This window comes from Pseudomonas sp. Xaverov 83, from assembly GCF_019352905.1.
Taxonomy (GTDB): Bacteria; Pseudomonadota; Gammaproteobacteria; order Pseudomonadales; family Pseudomonadaceae; genus Aquipseudomonas; species Aquipseudomonas yamanorum.
On the sequence record NZ_JAAAFU010000029.1, the window covers coordinates 86670 to 101992 of the forward strand.

Here is a 15323-nt window from a genome sequence, read left to right on the forward strand (position 1 = left end):
ATCCCTACTTTGTTGGGGTGCCGACGGGTTGCTGCAACTGCGCTTTCCAGCGCTCGAGATTGCGCTGCAGCGCGGTTTCCGCCAGACCGGACGCGGGCAATTCTGTCATCTTTTTGGCGAGCTGTCCGCGCAACCACGGATCGTTGCAGGCGGAGTTGTGGGAAATCGCCAGGTAGAGTCCCGGCTGGTCGATGGGTATTTCCCGCGCCACCAGGTCGTTGCTCATGCCCAGGGTCTGGGCCATGGCCATGCCGGAATAACGTCCGGCGAGTACGTAGTCCACTTCCCCCAGCAGCAGCTTCTGAAACGCCGGGGTCAAGGTGGGCAGGCGTTGCAGGGTCAGTTGCTCACCGGCGAAGGTTTCAAAGTCACGGCTCAGGCGCGCCCTTTCCGACACCGCGCCCTTGTGGCCATGCAGGTCGCTGGGCTGGTTGTAGGCCAGGGCCGAATCCTTGCGGGTCCAGACCAGGTAATCGGTTTGCACCAATGCCGGGTGGATGTAATCGAGGGCATCCAGAGCGTCGAGGGTCAACGGCGCATCGGCAAGGATGTCCATGCGTCCGCTGCGCACTTCGTCCAGAGCCACGGAGCGCTTGCCGCCGTACAGCAGGTCGATTTTCACTCCGAGGTCCTTGGCCACTTGCTGCAACATGTCGGCGGTGGCGCCGATCAAGTGCGTGGGGTCCCGGGGATCACGCCACAGATAAGGCGGTGCGTCCGGGCTGCCGGTGATCACCAGGCGATCACATTTGCCAGCCGCCAGCGACACCGTCGGCAGCAGCGACAGGGCCAGCAGTACAGTCCAGGGACGCAATTCCATGGCAGGGTTCTCCCATTCAAAAATTACCGGGCAAAAAAAAACCCGGTCAAAAGACCGGGCTCTTTATAAGTGAAGCGACTGGATTAGACCAGCTTCTCCAACTCGGGTACGGCTTCGAACAAGTCTGCCACCAGGCCGTAATCAGCCACCTGGAAGATCGGCGCTTCTTCGTCCTTGTTGATCGCAACGATCACCTTGGAGTCTTTCATACCGGCCAAATGCTGGATCGCGCCGGAGATACCGACGGCGATGTACAGCTGTGGCGCAACGATTTTGCCGGTCTGACCGACCTGCATGTCGTTCGGTACAAAACCTGCGTCGACGGCAGCGCGGGAAGCGCCGACCGCAGCGCCCAGCTTGTCAGCCAGGGCGTACAGGTGCTTGAAGTTGTCGCCGTTCTGCATGCCGCGACCGCCGGAAACGACGATCTTGGCAGCGGTCAGTTCCGGACGATCGGACTTGGCCAGCTCTTCGCCTACGAAGCTGGAAGTGCCAGCGTCGTGAGCAGCAGCCACAGCTTCAACCGCAGCCGAACCACCTTCAGCAGCAACCGGGTCGAAACCGGTGGCACGCACGGTGATGACTTTTACCGACGCAGTGGACTGCACGGTAGCGATGGCGTTACCGGCATAGATCGGACGCTTGAAGGTGTCGGCGCTTTCAACCGAAACGATCTCGGAGATCTGGTCAACGTCCAGCTGCGCAGCAACGCGCGGCAGGATGTTTTTGCCGTTGGAGGTAGCGGCAGCCAGGATGTGGCTGTAGCCAGCGCCCAGCTCTGCTACCAGCGGGGCAACGTTTTCCGGCAACTGGTGAGCGTAGGCCGCGTTGTCGGCGACCAGTACTTTGCTCACGCCAGCGATTTTTGCAGCGGCTTCAGCCACGGCACCAACGTTTTGGCCGGCGACCAGCACGTGGATATCACCACCGATTTTGGCGGCGGCGGCAACAGTGTTCAGGGTGGCCGGGGCCACAACCTTGTTGTCGTGTTCTGCGATTACCAAGATAGTCATGGTTAGATTACCTTCGCTTCGTTTTTCAGTTTCTCGACCAGTTCAGCCACCGACTTGACCTTGATGCCCGCGCTGCGTGCAGCCGGCGCTTCGACTTTTACGGTCTTGTTGGTGGAGGCGGTGGAAACGCCCAAAGCATCCGGAGTCAGCACTTCGAGAGGCTTCTTCTTGGCTTTCATGATGTTTGGCAGGGACGCGTAGCGCGGCTCGTTCAAACGCAGGTCGGTGGTGACGATGGCTGGCAGTTTCAGGGAAACTGTTTGCGCGCCGCCATCGATTTCGCGGGTCACGGCAACCTTGTCGCCGCTCACTTCGACTTTCGAGGCGAAGGTGCCCTGGCCGTAACCGGTCAGTGCAGCCAGCATCTGGCCAGTCTGGTTGTTGTCGCTGTCGATGGCTTGTTTGCCGAGGATCACCAGCGATGGCTGTTCCTTGTCGACAACAGCTTTCAACAACTTGGCAACGGCCAGGGAAGTCAGCTCTTCAGCGGATTCGACGAGGATGGCGCGATCGGCACCCAGCGCCAGGGCGGTACGCAGCTGCTCTTGAGCAGTGGTCGGACCGATGGAAACGACGACGATTTCAGTCGCAACACCTTTCTCTTTCAGGCGTACGGCTTCTTCCACGGCGATTTCGCAGAAAGGGTTCATCGACATCTTGACGTTAGCGAGGTCGACGCCGGAATTGTCCGCCTTGACGCGAACTTTCACGTTGTAATCGACAACGCGTTTGACAGCTACAAGAACCTTCATGGATTCCTCGTTACTCTCCGGTGAAAAGAAAGTCGCCTAGGCGAACCTGGCGGTTGATGCTCATCGGCACACAAGGGCACCTCCAAAAACACCGGCGATCGTCGGCGGGGGACCTTGCTCACGGGAGTGATGACCGTTCGTCAGCGGTGACTGAGAGGTCATTCATTATCGTGGCGTGTAAACTGCGCGCCATCGTGGCTCGCGCGTCACCCTTATTTGCCTTCAGCCTGTCTTTCGAGGTGGCCTTGAAACCCACAGTCTGCCTACGGGATGCGCAAAACCGACCGTATATTGACCGGAACGCCTATTCCGGTCAATACGGCAAAATGGTCAGTTATAAGCCGCGTTGCTTTGATTTACCTAGCTCGCGGGCAATTCAAACAAACGTTTGTATTGGACGCTGAGAGTGGTGTAGATATAATGCGCCACCTAGAGAGAAAGGTGGGTCGTCCCCTGCCCCTTGCATGAGATTTATGCAGGCATTGCCGGACGAATTACCGAACCTCCACCCATTAGAAAAAAAAGCCGTTGAGCCTTGAGTAGGAGATAGCCTGTGGAACGCGAATACATGGAATTCGACGTGGTCATCGTCGGCGCTGGCCCGGCAGGCCTGTCTGCCGCCTGCCGATTGAAGCAGAAGGCCGCCGAAGCCGGTAAGGAAATCAGCGTCTGCGTGGTCGAAAAAGGCTCCGAAGTCGGCGCTCACATCCTCTCCGGTGCCGTGTTTGAACCCCGTGCCCTGAACGAATTGTTCCCGGACTGGAAAGAACTCGGTGCACCGCTCAACACCCCTGTTGTGCGTGATGACATCTATGTACTGCGCTCCAGCGAAGCCGCCACCAAGGTGCCTGACTTCTTTGTGCCCAAGACCATGCACAACGAAGGCAATTACATTATCTCCCTGGGCAACCTGTGCCGCTGGCTCGCCCAGCAGGCCGAGAACCTGGGCGTGGAAGTCTACCCGGGCTTCGCCGCCCAGGAAGCACTGTTCGACGAAAACGGCGTGGTGCGCGGGATCATCACCGGTGACCTCGGCGTCGACCGTGAAGGCCATCCAAAAGAAGGCGTCTACACCCCGGGCATGGAGCTGCGTGGCAAGTACACGCTGTTCGCCGAAGGTTGCCGTGGCCACATCGGCAAGCAGCTGATCCAGCGCTTCAACCTGGACAGCGATGCTGACGCCCAGCACTACGGCATCGGCCTGAAAGAAATCTGGGAAATCGACCCGGCCAAGCATCAACCAGGCCTGGTAGTCCACACCGCCGGTTGGCCGTTGGACATCATGAGCGCCGAGAACACCGGTGGTTCGTTCCTCTATCATCTGGAAAACAACCAGGTGGTCGTGGGCTTGATCGTCGACCTGTCCTACAGCAACACCTTCCTGTCGCCGTTCGACGAGTTCCAGCGCCTCAAGCATCACCCGGTGCTGGCCCAGTACCTGGAAGGCGGCAAGCGCATCAGCTACGGCGCCCGCGCCATCTGCAAAGGCGGCCTGAACTCGCTGCCGAAAATGGTGTTCAAGGGTGGCGCGCTGATCGGTTGCGACCTGGGCACCCTGAACTTCGCCAAGATCAAAGGCAGCCACACCGCCATGAAGTCCGGCATGCTCGCGGCTGACGCCGTGGCCGACCGCCTGTTCGCCGAATCCGAAGGCGGCGACGAACTGACCGCTTACGTCGACAGCTTCAAGAACAGCTGGCTCTACGAAGAACTGTTCGCCAGCCGCAACTTCGGCCCGGCGATGCACAAGTTCGGCCCGATCCTGGGTGCCGGCTTCAACTGGTTCGACCAGAACATCCTCGGCGGCAAAATGCCGTTCACCCTGCACGACACCAAGCCGGACTACGCCTGCCTCAAGCTGGCCAAGGACAGCAAGAAAATCGATTACCCCAAACCCGACGGCAAGCTGAGCTTCGACAAGCTGAGCTCGGTGTTCATCTCCGGTACCAACCACGAAGAAGAACAGCCGTGCCACTTGAAGCTGAAAGACCCGAGCATCCCGATCGGCACCAACCTGCCGCTCTACGATGAACCGGCGCAGCGCTACTGCCCGGCCGGCGTGTATGAAGTGATCACCAAGGAAGACGGCGAGAAGCGTTTCCAGATCAACGCCCAGAACTGCGTGCACTGCAAGACCTGTGACATCAAGGACCCTTCGCAGAACATCACCTGGGTGACACCGGAAGGTGCGGGTGGGCCGACTTACCCGAACATGTAAGGCACTGGCTTGAAAAACGAGGCCCCCGAATGGGGGCCTTTTTTGTGGCCCGGAAAAAGCCCCATCGACTCGGTCAAATGTGGGAGCTGGCTTGCCTGCGATAGCAGTGGGTCAGCAATATATCTGTGGCTGACACACCGCTATCGCAGGCAAGCCAGCTCCCACATTTTTGACCGCGTTGTGCCTGGGAGAGTTATGCCGCTCGCTCATCCCCAGGGCTGCGCTCGAAGTAGCGCTTGTACTCCCGGCTGAACTGCGACGTGCTCTGGTACCCCACGCTATGGGCCGCCTGCGCCACACCCATCCCCTCCACCAACAGCAACTGCTGCGCCTTGAGCAGCCGCAGACGCTTGAGGTACTGCACCGGCGACAACAGCGTGCAGCGCTTGAAGTGTTCGTGGAACGTCGACGCACTCATGTGCGCGTAACCCGCCAGCGTCTCGATATTCAGCGGCTCCGCGTAATGGGCATGCAGGTGATTCAACGAGGTCGCCACCCGGGAAAACTGCCCTTGCTGCTCCACCAGTGCCCGCAGAACATCCGCCTGTGGCCCGCGCAATGCGGTGAACAATAATTCCCGCACCCGCGCCGGGCCCATGATCCGACTCTCCAGCGGATCGTGCAGGCACTGCAACAGCCGTTCGACACAGCCACGCATGGCGTCATCCAGTACCACCGAACTCATGGACTCCAACGTCTGCGCCGCCGGCGGTGGCCCGGACTGGATCCCCATCGCCATCACCAACTCACCCAGCACCACCCGATCAATGCCCACCGTCACCCCCAACAGCGGCGCATTGGGCATGGCAAAGGTCTCGCATTCGAACGGCACCGGCATCGCCTGGATCAGGTAATGCCCGGCGCCGTATTCCAGGGTACGCGGGCCCAGGTAGGCGACCTTGCTGCCCTGGGCGACGATCATCAGGCTCGGTTCGTAAATCTGCGGGCCCCGCGCCACATCGCAACTGGCGCGCAACACCTGCACGCCCGGCAGGTTCGTGGGGGAGAAGCCATCACGGGGCGTCAGTGGTTCGATCAGGGCAACCAACGCGGCATTGGCGTCGACATGGCGGGTCAACAACATGGCAAAAACTTCGCGGAAAAGGGGATGAGACCATCATCGCAGGTCTGGCGCCACAGTGATCCAATCCAGGGGCACTCCCGGAGGAATAGGCATGAGACTCGGAGCAATCGCCATGGCCGCCCCAAGCCTCGGCGCGGAGAATGCGCCACCTCACCTGTCACTGCACCTGCGAGGTTTCTCCATGTACACCGCCATCGGTTATGCCGCTCAATCGGCCACCACTCCCCTCGCCCCCATGTCCTTCGAACGCCGTAGCCCGCGCGCTGATGACGTGGCGATCGAAATTCTCTTCTGCGGCGTCTGCCACTCCGACATTCACCAGGCACGCAACGAATGGGGCATTGCCGTGTACCCGCTGATGCCGGGCCACGAGATCGTCGGCAAAGTCACCGCCGTCGGCGCCAGCGTCACTGCGCATAAAGTCGGCGACCTGGTGGGTGTTGGCTGCATGGTCGACTCCTGCCGTCACTGCGACGCCTGCCACGCCGACCTCGAGCAATACTGCCTCGAAGGCCCGACCATGACCTACGCCACGCCAGACCGGGTCGATGGCAGCAACACCATGGGCGGCTACTCCGACAGCATCGTGGTCAGCGAACACTTCGTGGTGAAGATCCCGGCCAAGCTCGACCTGGCCAGCGCCGCGCCGATCCTCTGCGCCGGCATCACCACCTACTCACCACTCAAGCACTACGGTGTGAAGGCTGGCGACAAGGTTGGGGTTCTGGGCATGGGCGGGTTGGGCCATATGGGCATCAAGTTCGCCAAGGCCATGGGCGCGGAAGTGACATTGTTCACCCGCTCCGCGAGCAAGGCTGAAGAAGGCCGTCGCCAGGGCGCCGATCACGTGATCGTGTCCACCGATGCTGAACAGATGAAAGCCGCTGCCGGGCACTTCGATTTCCTGCTGGACACCATCCCGGTGCAGCACGACTTGAATCCCTACCTCGACGTGCTGCGCTTTGACGGCGTGCACATCCTGGTGGGCCTGATCGAGCCAGTCGACCCGCCCGTCAACGCTGCCAAGCTGGTGCTGGGCCGCAAGGTACTGGCCGGTTCATTGATCGGTGGCATTGCCGAAACCCAGGAAGTCCTGGATTTCTGCGCCGAGCACGGCATCACCTGCGACATCGAAATGCTCGACATCCGCCAGATCAACGAAGCCTACACCCGCATGATTGCCGGTGATGTGAAGTACCGCTTCGTGATCGACATGGCGACCCTCAAGGCCTGACCGAGATCGTTCCCACGCTCTGCGTGGGAACGCATGCTGTGACGCTCTGCGTCACTGTTGCGCAGGGCTCAAGTGCTGCTGGACGCGGAGCGTCCGAAGCGGCATTCCCACGCGGAGCGTGGGAACGATCAGGCCTGATCAGGCCTTCGCACCCAACTCCGCTGACAGCCGCGCTGCGACCTGTTTGATCACAGGGATCAGCTCGGCCATTTTCTCCAGCGGCATGTAGGGCACGGTACTGGCGATGCTGATGCCGGCGACGATTCGCCGGCTGGCATCGCGCACCGGTGCCGCGACACAACGGATCGACGGTTCGTTGTCTTCCAGATCAAACGCATAACCGCCCGCCACGTATTCCTGCATGCGCTGTTCAAACTGCGCCCAGGATTGCTCGGGGTGCTGCGGCCACTGCAAGTTTTTCCCGCCCGTGGGCAGGCTGACCTGATACAGGCGCTGCCACTCTTCCACCGTGTCATCCAGCAACAACGCCTTGCCGATCCCGGTGCGCGCCAGCGGCATGCGATGGCCGACGCGCGAGCGCATTTCCGGGCCGTTGCGACCAGGGTTCTTGTGCAGGTACAGCACGTCGTCGTATTCGCGGATCGCCAGATGGATGGTGTCGCCAGTCAGCGCCGACAACTCGTCCAGGTAGGGAACCGCCAGGCTTACCAGCGGCAATTCCTCGCGCGCCTGAAACCCCAACTCGATCAACTTGGGCCCCAGCAGATAGCCGACTTGCGGCACCACGCGCAGGTAGCGCTCTTCCACCAGGCAACTGGCCAGGCGGTGAGTGGTACTGCGGGTGGTGCCGATGCGCTTGGCAATCTCCTTGAGATCCCGCGCGCCGGCGGCCACTGCCTGCACCACGCCCAATCCGCGAAGCAGGGTCTGGGTGCCGGTGGGGGCGGCGTCTTTGACGGGAATGTGGGCGTTTTCCTGCATATCGGGCCTATTGGGAAGTACGAAAACGGCGAGCATTATGGCAAATGCGGACCAGCAAAACAGAGGAGATCAACATGTGGGAGCGGGCTGGCTCGCGAATGCGGTTTTCCAGTGAGTGCATAGGCTGACTGACACACCGCTTTCGCGAGCAAGCCCGCTCCCACATTGGTCTTGTGGCGCCCTTTTTATCGTTGCTTCATCCTGTCGATAATCACCGCCAGCAACAGGATCGAGCCGCGAATCACGTATTGGTAGAAGGTGTCGATGTTCTTCAGGTTCATCGCGTTCTCGATGATCGCCAGAATCAGCACCCCGGCAATCACATGCCGGATCATCCCGATCCCGCCGCTCAGCGACACCCCGCCCAGCACGCACGCCGAGATCACCGTCAACTCGAACCCCTGGCCAATCATCGGTTGTCCCGAGGTCATCCGCGACGCCAGGATCACCCCGGCCAACGCCCCAATCACGCCGTGCACGGCAAAGATGATGATCTTGGTGCGGTCAACATTCACCCCGGCCAACAGCGCCGCTTCCTGGTTGCCACCGATGGCCATGGTGTTGCGCCCGTAGGTGGTGTAGTTCAGCAGCCAGCCAAAAAACACAAAGCACAGCACGGTGATGATGATCGGTACCGGCACGCCAAACAGCTGGCCGTTACCAAAGACGAAGAAGTTTTCGTCCATCACGCCCACCGCCTTGCCGTTGGAAAAGATATACGCCAGCCCGCGCACGATCTGCATCGTCGCCAGCGTCGTGATCAATGCGTTGATCCGCAGCTTGGCAATCACGATACCGTTGATCAGCCCCACCACCAGGCCCATGGCCAACGCCGCCGACACGCCGAAGAACACGCTGTCGGTGTCGCGAATCACGATCCCCGCCACCACGCCCGAACAGGCGATCACCGAGCCCACCGACAAGTCGAAGTGCCCCGACGCCAGGCAAAACAGCATGGTGCAGGCCGCAATGCCCACGGTGGAAATCGCCAGCCCCAGGCCGCGCATGTTCAGCGGCGAGAGAAAGTTGTCGATGAAAATGGCGCTGAGCACAAAGATGCTCAGGGCCGCCAGCAGCATGACCCAATCATCAAGAAACTTGCGCTGGTTGAACCCCGGCCAGAAGCTTCTTGCGGTTTTTACCTGTGACATACCCACCCCTCGTATTCTTCAGTCCCGCGTACGCGGAAGAGCCAGTTGCAGCAGCCGTGCTTCGTCCGCTTGATCGCGGGTCAATTCGCCGGTCAGGGCGCCTTCGCTCATCACCAGGATGCGGTCGGAGATGCCCATCACTTCCATCAGGTCGCTGGACACCACGATCACCGCAATGCCACTGGCCGCCAGGTTGTGGATGATCTGGTAGATCTCCGACTTGGCACCGATATCAATGCCGCGCGTCGGCTCGTCCAGCAGCAACACTTTCATCGGCATCGACAGCCAGCGACCGAGAATCGCCTTCTGCTGATTGCCCCCCGACAGGAACAAAATCGGTTGATCGGCAGACGGCGTGCGCACGTTCAACGCGCTGATCTGCCGCTGGGCGTTGGTGCGTTCCCAACCGCCCTGGATCAGCCAGCCGAAGCGCGCATGGTCGCGGCGCGCACTGATGTTGATGTTCTCCGCAACACTGGCGCGGGGCACGATGCCTTCCTTCTTGCGGTCCTCGGGGCAGAGCAACACGCCCGCCGCAATCGCATCCCGCGGCGTCTTGAACGTCTGCGCCTGGCCATGCAACAACAGTGCACCCTTGGTACTGCGGGACAGCCCGGCGAGCAGGCGCAACAACTCTGTGCGCCCCGCCCCGACCAGGCCAAACAGCCCAAGAATCTCGCCCTTGTTCACCTGCAGACTCACCGGCTCCTGTAACCCAGGCCCGAGCAACCCTTCGACTCGCAGCGCTTCACCGGAGTGCTCACGCGGCCTGTAGTCGTAGATGTCCTGGATATCCCGCCCAACCATGCAGTTGACCAACTGGTCGACGTTCAACTGCGCCATGTCCTCGAAGGTGCGCACGAAGCGACCGTCCTTGAACACCGTCACGGCATCGCAAATCCGGAACACTTCTTCCATGCGGTGCGACACGTAAAGGATCACCCGGCCCTCATCCCGCAGCCGGGCGATGATCACCATCAGCCGCTCGATCTCACGGGCCGAGAGGCTGCTGGTGGGCTCATCGAACGCAATTACATGGGCATTGCGCGACATGGCCTTGGCGATTTCCACCAGTTGCCGCTGGCCGAGGGACAGGCTGCCCAGGCGCATGTTCGGATCGATTTCATCCGCCAGGCCCTTGAGTAGTTCCCGTGCCTTGCGCACCATCGCCCCGCGATTGACCACGCCAAAGCGCGACGGCATATGCCCCAGCAGCAGGTTCTCGGCGACGGTCATTTCCGGCACCAGTTGCAGCTCCTGGTGAATCACCGCGATGCCGCTGGCGATGCTGTCGGCCGCCGACTTGAAACTCACGCTGCGTTCGCCCAACTGTAAGCTGCCGCTGTTGGGCGGATAAAAACCGCCGAGGATTTTCAGCAAGGTCGACTTGCCCGCGCCGTTTTCGCCCATCAGCGCATGCACCGAATGGGGCCGCGCTTCAAAGCTGATCTGCGCCAGGGCCTTCACCCCGGGAAACTCCTTGCCGATGCCGTTGAAGCGCAGGCTCTCTGCAGCGGCGCTGTTCATTTCCACAGACCGATCTTGCTCAACTCTTCCTTGAAGTTGGCGCGGGTGATTAGGGTCACGTTATCCAGGGCGGTGAACTTGGCCGGCTCGGTGCCTTTGGTCACCCACTCGAACATCGCGGTAGCGGTTTTATAGCCGGACGCATCGGGGCTGAGCAGCATCGAGCCGTAGAAACCGGTGTCGGATTTTTTCAGTTCTTCGATGGCGTCGGTGCCGTTGATGCCCACGCCGATCACATTCGGCGCCTTGAACCCGGCGCTTTCGGTGGCGCGTACGCCGCCCAGTACGGTGCTGTCGTTCATGCCGCCAATCAGCAGGTTTTTCGCGCCGCTGGGCAGTTTCACCAGGGCCGAGTTGGTGGAGTCCATGGCGCCCGGCACATCGAGGGTTTTCTGCGCGGTGAACAGAATGTGGTCAACCGGCAGGCCGGCGGCCTTGAGGCCTTCTACCGAACCGTCGGTGCGTTTCTTGCCGGTTTCCAGCTCGTCAAACGTATTGATGACGGCGTAGGTGTCCTTCCAGTCCCAGTTGCGATGCTTGGCTTCGGTGGCCATGGCTTCGCCTTGTTTCTGGCCGATCTTGTAGGCGTCCAGGCCAACGTAAGGCACGTCTTCCATGGGCTTGCCCTTGGCGTCGACGAAGCGGTCGTCCACCGCCAGCACTTTCAGGTTATTCAGCTTGGCCTTGGCCATGATCGCCGGGCCGAGGGACACGTCCGGCGGGCAGATGACGAAGCCCTTGGCGCCGTTGGCAGCGAGGGTATCGATGGCGGATAGGGTTTTCTCGCCATCGGGCACGGCGATCTTGATCACGGTGAAACCATGGTCCTTGCCGGCTTTTTCAGCGAAGGCCCATTCGGTCTGGAACCAAGGCTCTTCCGCCTGCTTGACCAGAAAGCCGATCTTTACTTCTTCGGCAGAGGCCAGGCCGCTGAGTGCCATTGTGAGTGCAAGGGTGCCTAGTGTCTTCTTGAGCATGAACCACCTCTTCTTGTTATTTGGAAACCTGTTAATCGTGGTACATCACCGACCGCCCGCCATCGATCATCAGGCAGGTGGCATTGATAAAGGGCGCCTCATCGGTCGCAAGAAACAGTGCCGTCATCGCCACTTCAATCGGCTGGCCGATGCGCTTGGGCGGGTGCAGGTCAAAGGCGCGCTGACGCTCGGCGTGGGGGTCGGCAAAGCCGTTCCAGTAATCGACGTTGAGTTGGGTTTCGATATAGCCCGGCGCGATGGCATTTACACGGATGCCCTTGGGTGCGTATTCGATGCCCAGTGCGCGGGTCAGCCCCAGCAGGCCGTGCTTGGCCACCGGGTACGGGAAGCAACCGGGAATGATGTGGCTGGAATGGGTGGAGGCGATATTGATGATGTTGCCGATGCCCTGCTCGATCATGTGCGGCAATACGGTGCGGCAGCCGTACCAGGCGCCGTCGAGGTCGATGGCGAAACAGCGGCGCCAGTCTTCGTCGGTCATTTCCAGCGGGTCGCGGAACACGTTGACGCCGGCGCAGTTGACCAGCACATCCACGCGGCCAAAGCGTTCGATGGCCACGTCCACCAGGGCGCGCCATTGATCCTTGGAAGTGATGTCGACGGCTTGCGCGTAGATCTGGGCGCCGCGCGCTCGCCAGTGAGCCGCGACCTTCTCGACCTTCTCACCCTGGATATCACCGATCACCAGGCGCGCCTGCTGGGCCTGGAAGCACGCGACGATGGCCTCGCCTATGCCTTGGGCAGCACCGGTGATGACCACGACTTTGTTCTTCAGTCGCTCGCCGTAAGTCGGCTCGGGCACCGGAGGTAAGGACAACGGTTGTGCCTGCATCGCTTCACCTGTTTTGTTTTTGGTAGTGAGTGCTGATGCGCAAGACTATAAACCCAGAAACCAAAACATCTCAATATATAAATTATCATCCCATATAGTGAGCAAACGTATAAAAAAACCGGCTGTGATAGCCGGCTCTTTATGGGCCTTCAACCTTGGGCGAAATCCCTCAAGGCATCGCCTTCCATGCGGTAGCGCACCCACTCTTCCTGTGGCTGGGCGCCGATGGATTTGTAGAACGCAATGGCCGGCTCGTTCCAGTCCAGCACGCTCCACTCGAAACGCCCACAGCCATTGTCGCAGGCGATTTTCGCCAGATGGCGCAGCAACTTCTTGCCCGCCCCGCCGCCGCGTTGCTCGGGGTTGATGTACAGGTCTTCGAGGTACAGGCAGTTGCTGCCGAGCCAGGTGGAGTAACTGAAAAAGAACACCGCAAAGCCGATCGGCAAACCGTCCCGCAGGCAGATCAGGCCGTGGGCGGTGGCGCCTTCGCTGAACAGGCTGCGCTCGATGTCCACCACGCTGGCGATCACTTCGTGCCGGGCTTTTTCGTAGTCGGCCAGCTCGGTGATGAAGGTCAGGATCTGCGCAGCATCGCTGGGCACGGCGGGGCGAATCTCGATGGTCATGGGCAGGCCTTGTCAGGGAAAGAGAGCACACATACTAAGGCGCTTTAATGACCGATTGCAGTGCAATTTCATTCGCGGCTAACCTGCAGGCTATCGACCTTTGAGAATCCCCATGCCCTTCACGCCCTTGACCGACCTCGCCGCGACGTTATTGCCTCACGCCCTTGAGCCTTCGGAAGACGGCGCCCATGACCTGTCCCATTTGCAACGGGTGTGGCACAACGTGCGGTCGATCCAGGCAGAGGAAGGTGGCGATCTGGAGGTGCTGCTGGCGGCGGTGCTGCTGCATGACTGCGTCGCGGTGGAGAAGAATTCGCCGTTGCGGTCCAAGGCCTCAACATTGGCGGCGGACAAGGCCGGGGAGATTTTGCAGGGGTTGGCGTGGCAGCCCGAGACGATCACAGCGGTGACGCATGCCATCGAGACCCACAGCTTTTCGGCGGGCCTGACGCCGGTAACGCTTGAAGCAAAGATTATGCAGGATGCCGACCGCTTGGATTCCCTGGGCATGATCGGCGTGGCCCGCACGTTTTACATCGCAGGGCGCATGGGCAGCGGGCTGTATGACCCGGCGGACCCAACGGCACAGCGCCGTGAGTACGACGACAAGCGCTTTTGCCTCGACCATTTCCAGACCAAGCTGCTGCATCTGGCGGGCGGATTTCAGACGCCGACGGGGCAACGCATGGCCCTGGCGCGCCATGAGCGGCTGAAGGGATTCATGGACCTGTTCATCGAAGAAATCGGCACACCATACTCCGCTGCGGGCTAACCCAAGCACCGCGAACCACAGAACAATCCCGCGCGCCGTGCATGGTAAAAAGTTGGGCATAAATCCAACAGACGCAAGGCTTCTCCATGCACGCCTCACCTGCGGTTGGTGGAAAACTGTTCGCTCTTTTCTGCCTCGCCAGCTACCTGCTTTCCTTGTCCTATGGCTCGACATTCTTGCTGTCGCTGCTGATCCATTCACGCGGCGGCAACGAACACGACGCCGGCAGCGTGATCTCCATGGCAATGCTCAGCACCTTTGTGGCGGTGCTGGTTTCCGGGCATCTGGCGGACCTGCTGGGAGCCGCCAGGTCGATTGCCCTGCTCGGCGTATTGCTGGTGGTGGCATGCCTGGGCTTTGCGCTGACACCGGGATTTGGCGAGGGCTTGATGTTCTTTGGCTTGTCGTTGGGATTGGGCTGGGGCGTGTTCTATACGCTGGGGCCGATCATCGTGGCGATGCTGGTGGAACCGGCGCAGCGCGCCAAATATTTCGCCTTGCTGTCGGGCAGCATGATGACCGGAATCGGCTCCGGGCCGCTGCTGGGGCGGGCGGCAAGTGCGCTGGATTTTTCGTTGACGGCGGCATTTTTTATTGCGGCGCTGGCGAGCCTTACGGGCGTGGTGATTTTCTGGCGTCTGGGTCGCGCCCTCAGTCAGCACGCTGCGCCGGCGTCGAAGATTTCCTGGTCGGCCACGCGCCAGGTGCTGTCATCGAAAGCGCTGTTCGCGATCATCATGGTGGGCCTCGGCGGTTGCGTGTTTGGCGGGTTGTCGAGTTTCCAGACCAGCTACGCGGCGCTGCACGGGCTGGACTATTCGCTGTTCTTCCTAGGCTTCATGAGTGCGGCGATTACCAGCCGCCTGCTGATCGCCGGCATCGTGGTCAAGCGTGATCCGTATTGGGCGGCGTGTGTGCTGTCGGGGTTGATGCTGGTGTCGATTTTCCTGTTCGGCTTCAGGGTCAGCGGCAATTACAGCTACCTGCTGGCAGCCGTCACCCTGGGCGTCGGTTATGGCCTGACGTATTCGGTGATCAATGGTTTGGCCGCCAACGAGGCACCCGCTGGCACCACCTCCCAGGCGTTGCTGTTGTTCAGCCTGGCGTACTTTATCGGAGTGTTCGGTTTCCCGCTGCTGGCGGGCAAGGTCATCGTCGAATACGGCATGCCGACCCTGTTGATGAGTGTGCTGACCGTGGCTTTGCTCAATTGGCTGATCACAGTCGTGCGGCTGATCTGGCGCCGAATCGCGTCACACAAAATCTTACAAGCGACGTAAGACCGTTCGTCGGTATCGAGGCACGAATCGCAAACAGGGGCGGACCAATATCAGGTAAGGACATTAATCAT

General features: G+C 60.6%; 14 protein-coding genes. 4 read left to right on the forward strand and 10 right to left on the reverse strand.

Annotated features, from left to right (window positions below; genetic code table 11):
• Positions 1 to 4: 4 nt before the first annotated feature.
• From K0H47_RS11690 to K0H47_RS11700, 3 genes are all read right to left on the reverse strand, one after another.
• Positions 5 to 820, reverse strand: coding sequence for an ABC transporter substrate-binding protein (locus K0H47_RS11690; RefSeq protein ID WP_218263323.1), 816 nt, complete (start codon positions 818 to 820; stop codon positions 5 to 7).
• Positions 821 to 903: 83 nt separating this feature from the next.
• A complete protein-coding gene (locus tag K0H47_RS11695; RefSeq protein ID WP_004371223.1) occupies positions 904 to 1833 on the reverse strand; it encodes an electron transfer flavoprotein subunit alpha/FixB family protein in 930 nt (309 codons plus the stop codon).
• Between the two features lie 2 nt (positions 1834 to 1835).
• On the reverse strand, positions 1836 to 2585 hold the full coding sequence (locus K0H47_RS11700; protein ID WP_004371224.1) for an electron transfer flavoprotein subunit beta/FixA family protein: 750 nt from the start codon (positions 2583 to 2585) through the stop codon (positions 1836 to 1838).
• 553 nt (positions 2586 to 3138) lie between these two features.
• Between K0H47_RS11700 and K0H47_RS11705 the strand changes: the two genes are divergently transcribed.
• A complete protein-coding gene (locus K0H47_RS11705; protein ID WP_063027982.1) occupies positions 3139 to 4803 on the forward strand; it encodes an electron transfer flavoprotein-ubiquinone oxidoreductase in 1665 nt (554 codons plus the stop codon).
• A gap of 193 nt (positions 4804 to 4996) precedes the next feature.
• Here K0H47_RS11705 and K0H47_RS11710 read toward each other — a convergent pair whose 3' ends face one another.
• Positions 4997 to 5887 (reverse strand): AraC family transcriptional regulator, encoded by an 891-nt coding sequence (locus K0H47_RS11710; protein WP_004371227.1) that lies wholly within the window; start codon positions 5885 to 5887, stop codon positions 4997 to 4999.
• A gap of 181 nt (positions 5888 to 6068) precedes the next feature.
• Between K0H47_RS11710 and K0H47_RS11715 the strand changes: the two genes are divergently transcribed.
• On the forward strand, positions 6069 to 7121 hold the full coding sequence (locus K0H47_RS11715; protein WP_219272827.1) for an NAD(P)-dependent alcohol dehydrogenase: 1053 nt from the start codon (positions 6069 to 6071) through the stop codon (positions 7119 to 7121).
• A gap of 138 nt (positions 7122 to 7259) precedes the next feature.
• On the opposite strand, the gene K0H47_RS11720 is transcribed toward K0H47_RS11715, so the two are convergent.
• The 6 genes from K0H47_RS11720 to K0H47_RS11745 all read right to left on the reverse strand — a co-directional run bounded on the left by K0H47_RS11720 (position 7260) and on the right by K0H47_RS11745 (position 13200).
• Positions 7260 to 8063, reverse strand: coding sequence for an IclR family transcriptional regulator (locus tag K0H47_RS11720; protein WP_063027980.1), 804 nt, complete (start codon positions 8061 to 8063; stop codon positions 7260 to 7262).
• A gap of 185 nt (positions 8064 to 8248) precedes the next feature.
• Positions 8249 to 9214: an L-arabinose ABC transporter permease AraH gene (gene araH / locus K0H47_RS11725; RefSeq protein ID WP_026077769.1), complete on the reverse strand. Its 966-nt coding sequence runs from the start codon at positions 9212 to 9214 to the stop codon at positions 8249 to 8251.
• An 18-nt stretch (positions 9215 to 9232) separates the two neighbouring features.
• Positions 9233 to 10741: an L-arabinose ABC transporter ATP-binding protein AraG gene (gene araG, locus K0H47_RS11730; protein ID WP_063027978.1), complete on the reverse strand. Its 1509-nt coding sequence runs from the start codon at positions 10739 to 10741 to the stop codon at positions 9233 to 9235.
• On the reverse strand, positions 10738 to 11718 hold the full coding sequence (locus tag K0H47_RS11735) for a substrate-binding domain-containing protein (RefSeq protein ID WP_063027976.1): 981 nt from the start codon (positions 11716 to 11718) through the stop codon (positions 10738 to 10740). Before K0H47_RS11735 ends, araG begins: the two co-directional genes overlap by 4 nt.
• 31 nt (positions 11719 to 11749) lie before the next feature.
• On the reverse strand, positions 11750 to 12571 hold the full coding sequence (locus tag K0H47_RS11740) for an SDR family oxidoreductase (protein WP_063027974.1): 822 nt from the start codon (positions 12569 to 12571) through the stop codon (positions 11750 to 11752).
• A gap of 149 nt (positions 12572 to 12720) precedes the next feature.
• Positions 12721 to 13200, reverse strand: a complete 480-nt coding sequence (locus K0H47_RS11745) for a GNAT family N-acetyltransferase (RefSeq protein ID WP_004371239.1) — start codon at positions 13198 to 13200, stop codon at positions 12721 to 12723.
• 112 nt (positions 13201 to 13312) lie between these two features.
• Between K0H47_RS11745 and K0H47_RS11750 the strand changes: the two genes are divergently transcribed.
• Together K0H47_RS11750 and K0H47_RS11755 are read left to right on the forward strand one after the other, a co-directional pair.
• The gene (locus K0H47_RS11750; RefSeq protein WP_063027970.1) at positions 13313 to 13972 is read left to right on the forward strand and encodes an HD domain-containing protein; all 660 of its coding nucleotides are present in this window, start codon (positions 13313 to 13315) and stop codon (positions 13970 to 13972) included.
• Between the two features lie 86 nt (positions 13973 to 14058).
• Entirely contained in the window at positions 14059 to 15252 is a 1194-nt protein-coding gene (locus tag K0H47_RS11755) for an MFS transporter (protein ID WP_219272713.1), read from the forward strand.
• Positions 15253 to 15323: the final 71 nt, after the last annotated feature.

What these genes read in the sequence shown, in the direction of transcription:
- K0H47_RS11695 (WP_004371223.1), bottom strand. Translation starts at nt 1,833, where the DNA reads ATGACTATCTTGGTAATCGCAGAACACGACAACAAGGTTGTGGCCCCG.
- K0H47_RS11700 (WP_004371224.1), bottom strand. Translation starts at nt 2,585, where the DNA reads ATGAAGGTTCTTGTAGCTGTCAAACGCGTTGTCGATTACAACGTGAAA.
- K0H47_RS11710 (WP_004371227.1), bottom strand. Translation starts at nt 5,887, where the DNA reads ATGTTGTTGACCCGCCATGTCGACGCCAATGCCGCGTTGGTTGCCCTG.
- araH (WP_026077769.1), bottom strand. Translation starts at nt 9,214, where the DNA reads ATGTCACAGGTAAAAACCGCAAGAAGCTTCTGGCCGGGGTTCAACCAG.
- K0H47_RS11715 (WP_219272827.1), top strand. Translation starts at nt 6,069, where the DNA reads ATGTACACCGCCATCGGTTATGCCGCTCAATCGGCCACCACTCCCCTC.
- K0H47_RS11755 (WP_219272713.1), top strand. Translation starts at nt 14,059, where the DNA reads ATGCACGCCTCACCTGCGGTTGGTGGAAAACTGTTCGCTCTTTTCTGC.
- K0H47_RS11690 (WP_218263323.1), bottom strand. Translation starts at nt 820, where the DNA reads ATGGAATTGCGTCCCTGGACTGTACTGCTGGCCCTGTCGCTGCTGCCG.
- K0H47_RS11745 (WP_004371239.1), bottom strand. Translation starts at nt 13,200, where the DNA reads ATGACCATCGAGATTCGCCCCGCCGTGCCCAGCGATGCTGCGCAGATC.
- K0H47_RS11740 (WP_063027974.1), bottom strand. Translation starts at nt 12,571, where the DNA reads ATGCAGGCACAACCGTTGTCCTTACCTCCGGTGCCCGAGCCGACTTAC.
- araG (WP_063027978.1), bottom strand. Translation starts at nt 10,741, where the DNA reads ATGAACAGCGCCGCTGCAGAGAGCCTGCGCTTCAACGGCATCGGCAAG.
- K0H47_RS11720 (WP_063027980.1), bottom strand. Translation starts at nt 8,063, where the DNA reads ATGCAGGAAAACGCCCACATTCCCGTCAAAGACGCCGCCCCCACCGGC.
- K0H47_RS11750 (WP_063027970.1), top strand. Translation starts at nt 13,313, where the DNA reads ATGCCCTTCACGCCCTTGACCGACCTCGCCGCGACGTTATTGCCTCAC.
- K0H47_RS11735 (WP_063027976.1), bottom strand. Translation starts at nt 11,718, where the DNA reads ATGCTCAAGAAGACACTAGGCACCCTTGCACTCACAATGGCACTCAGC.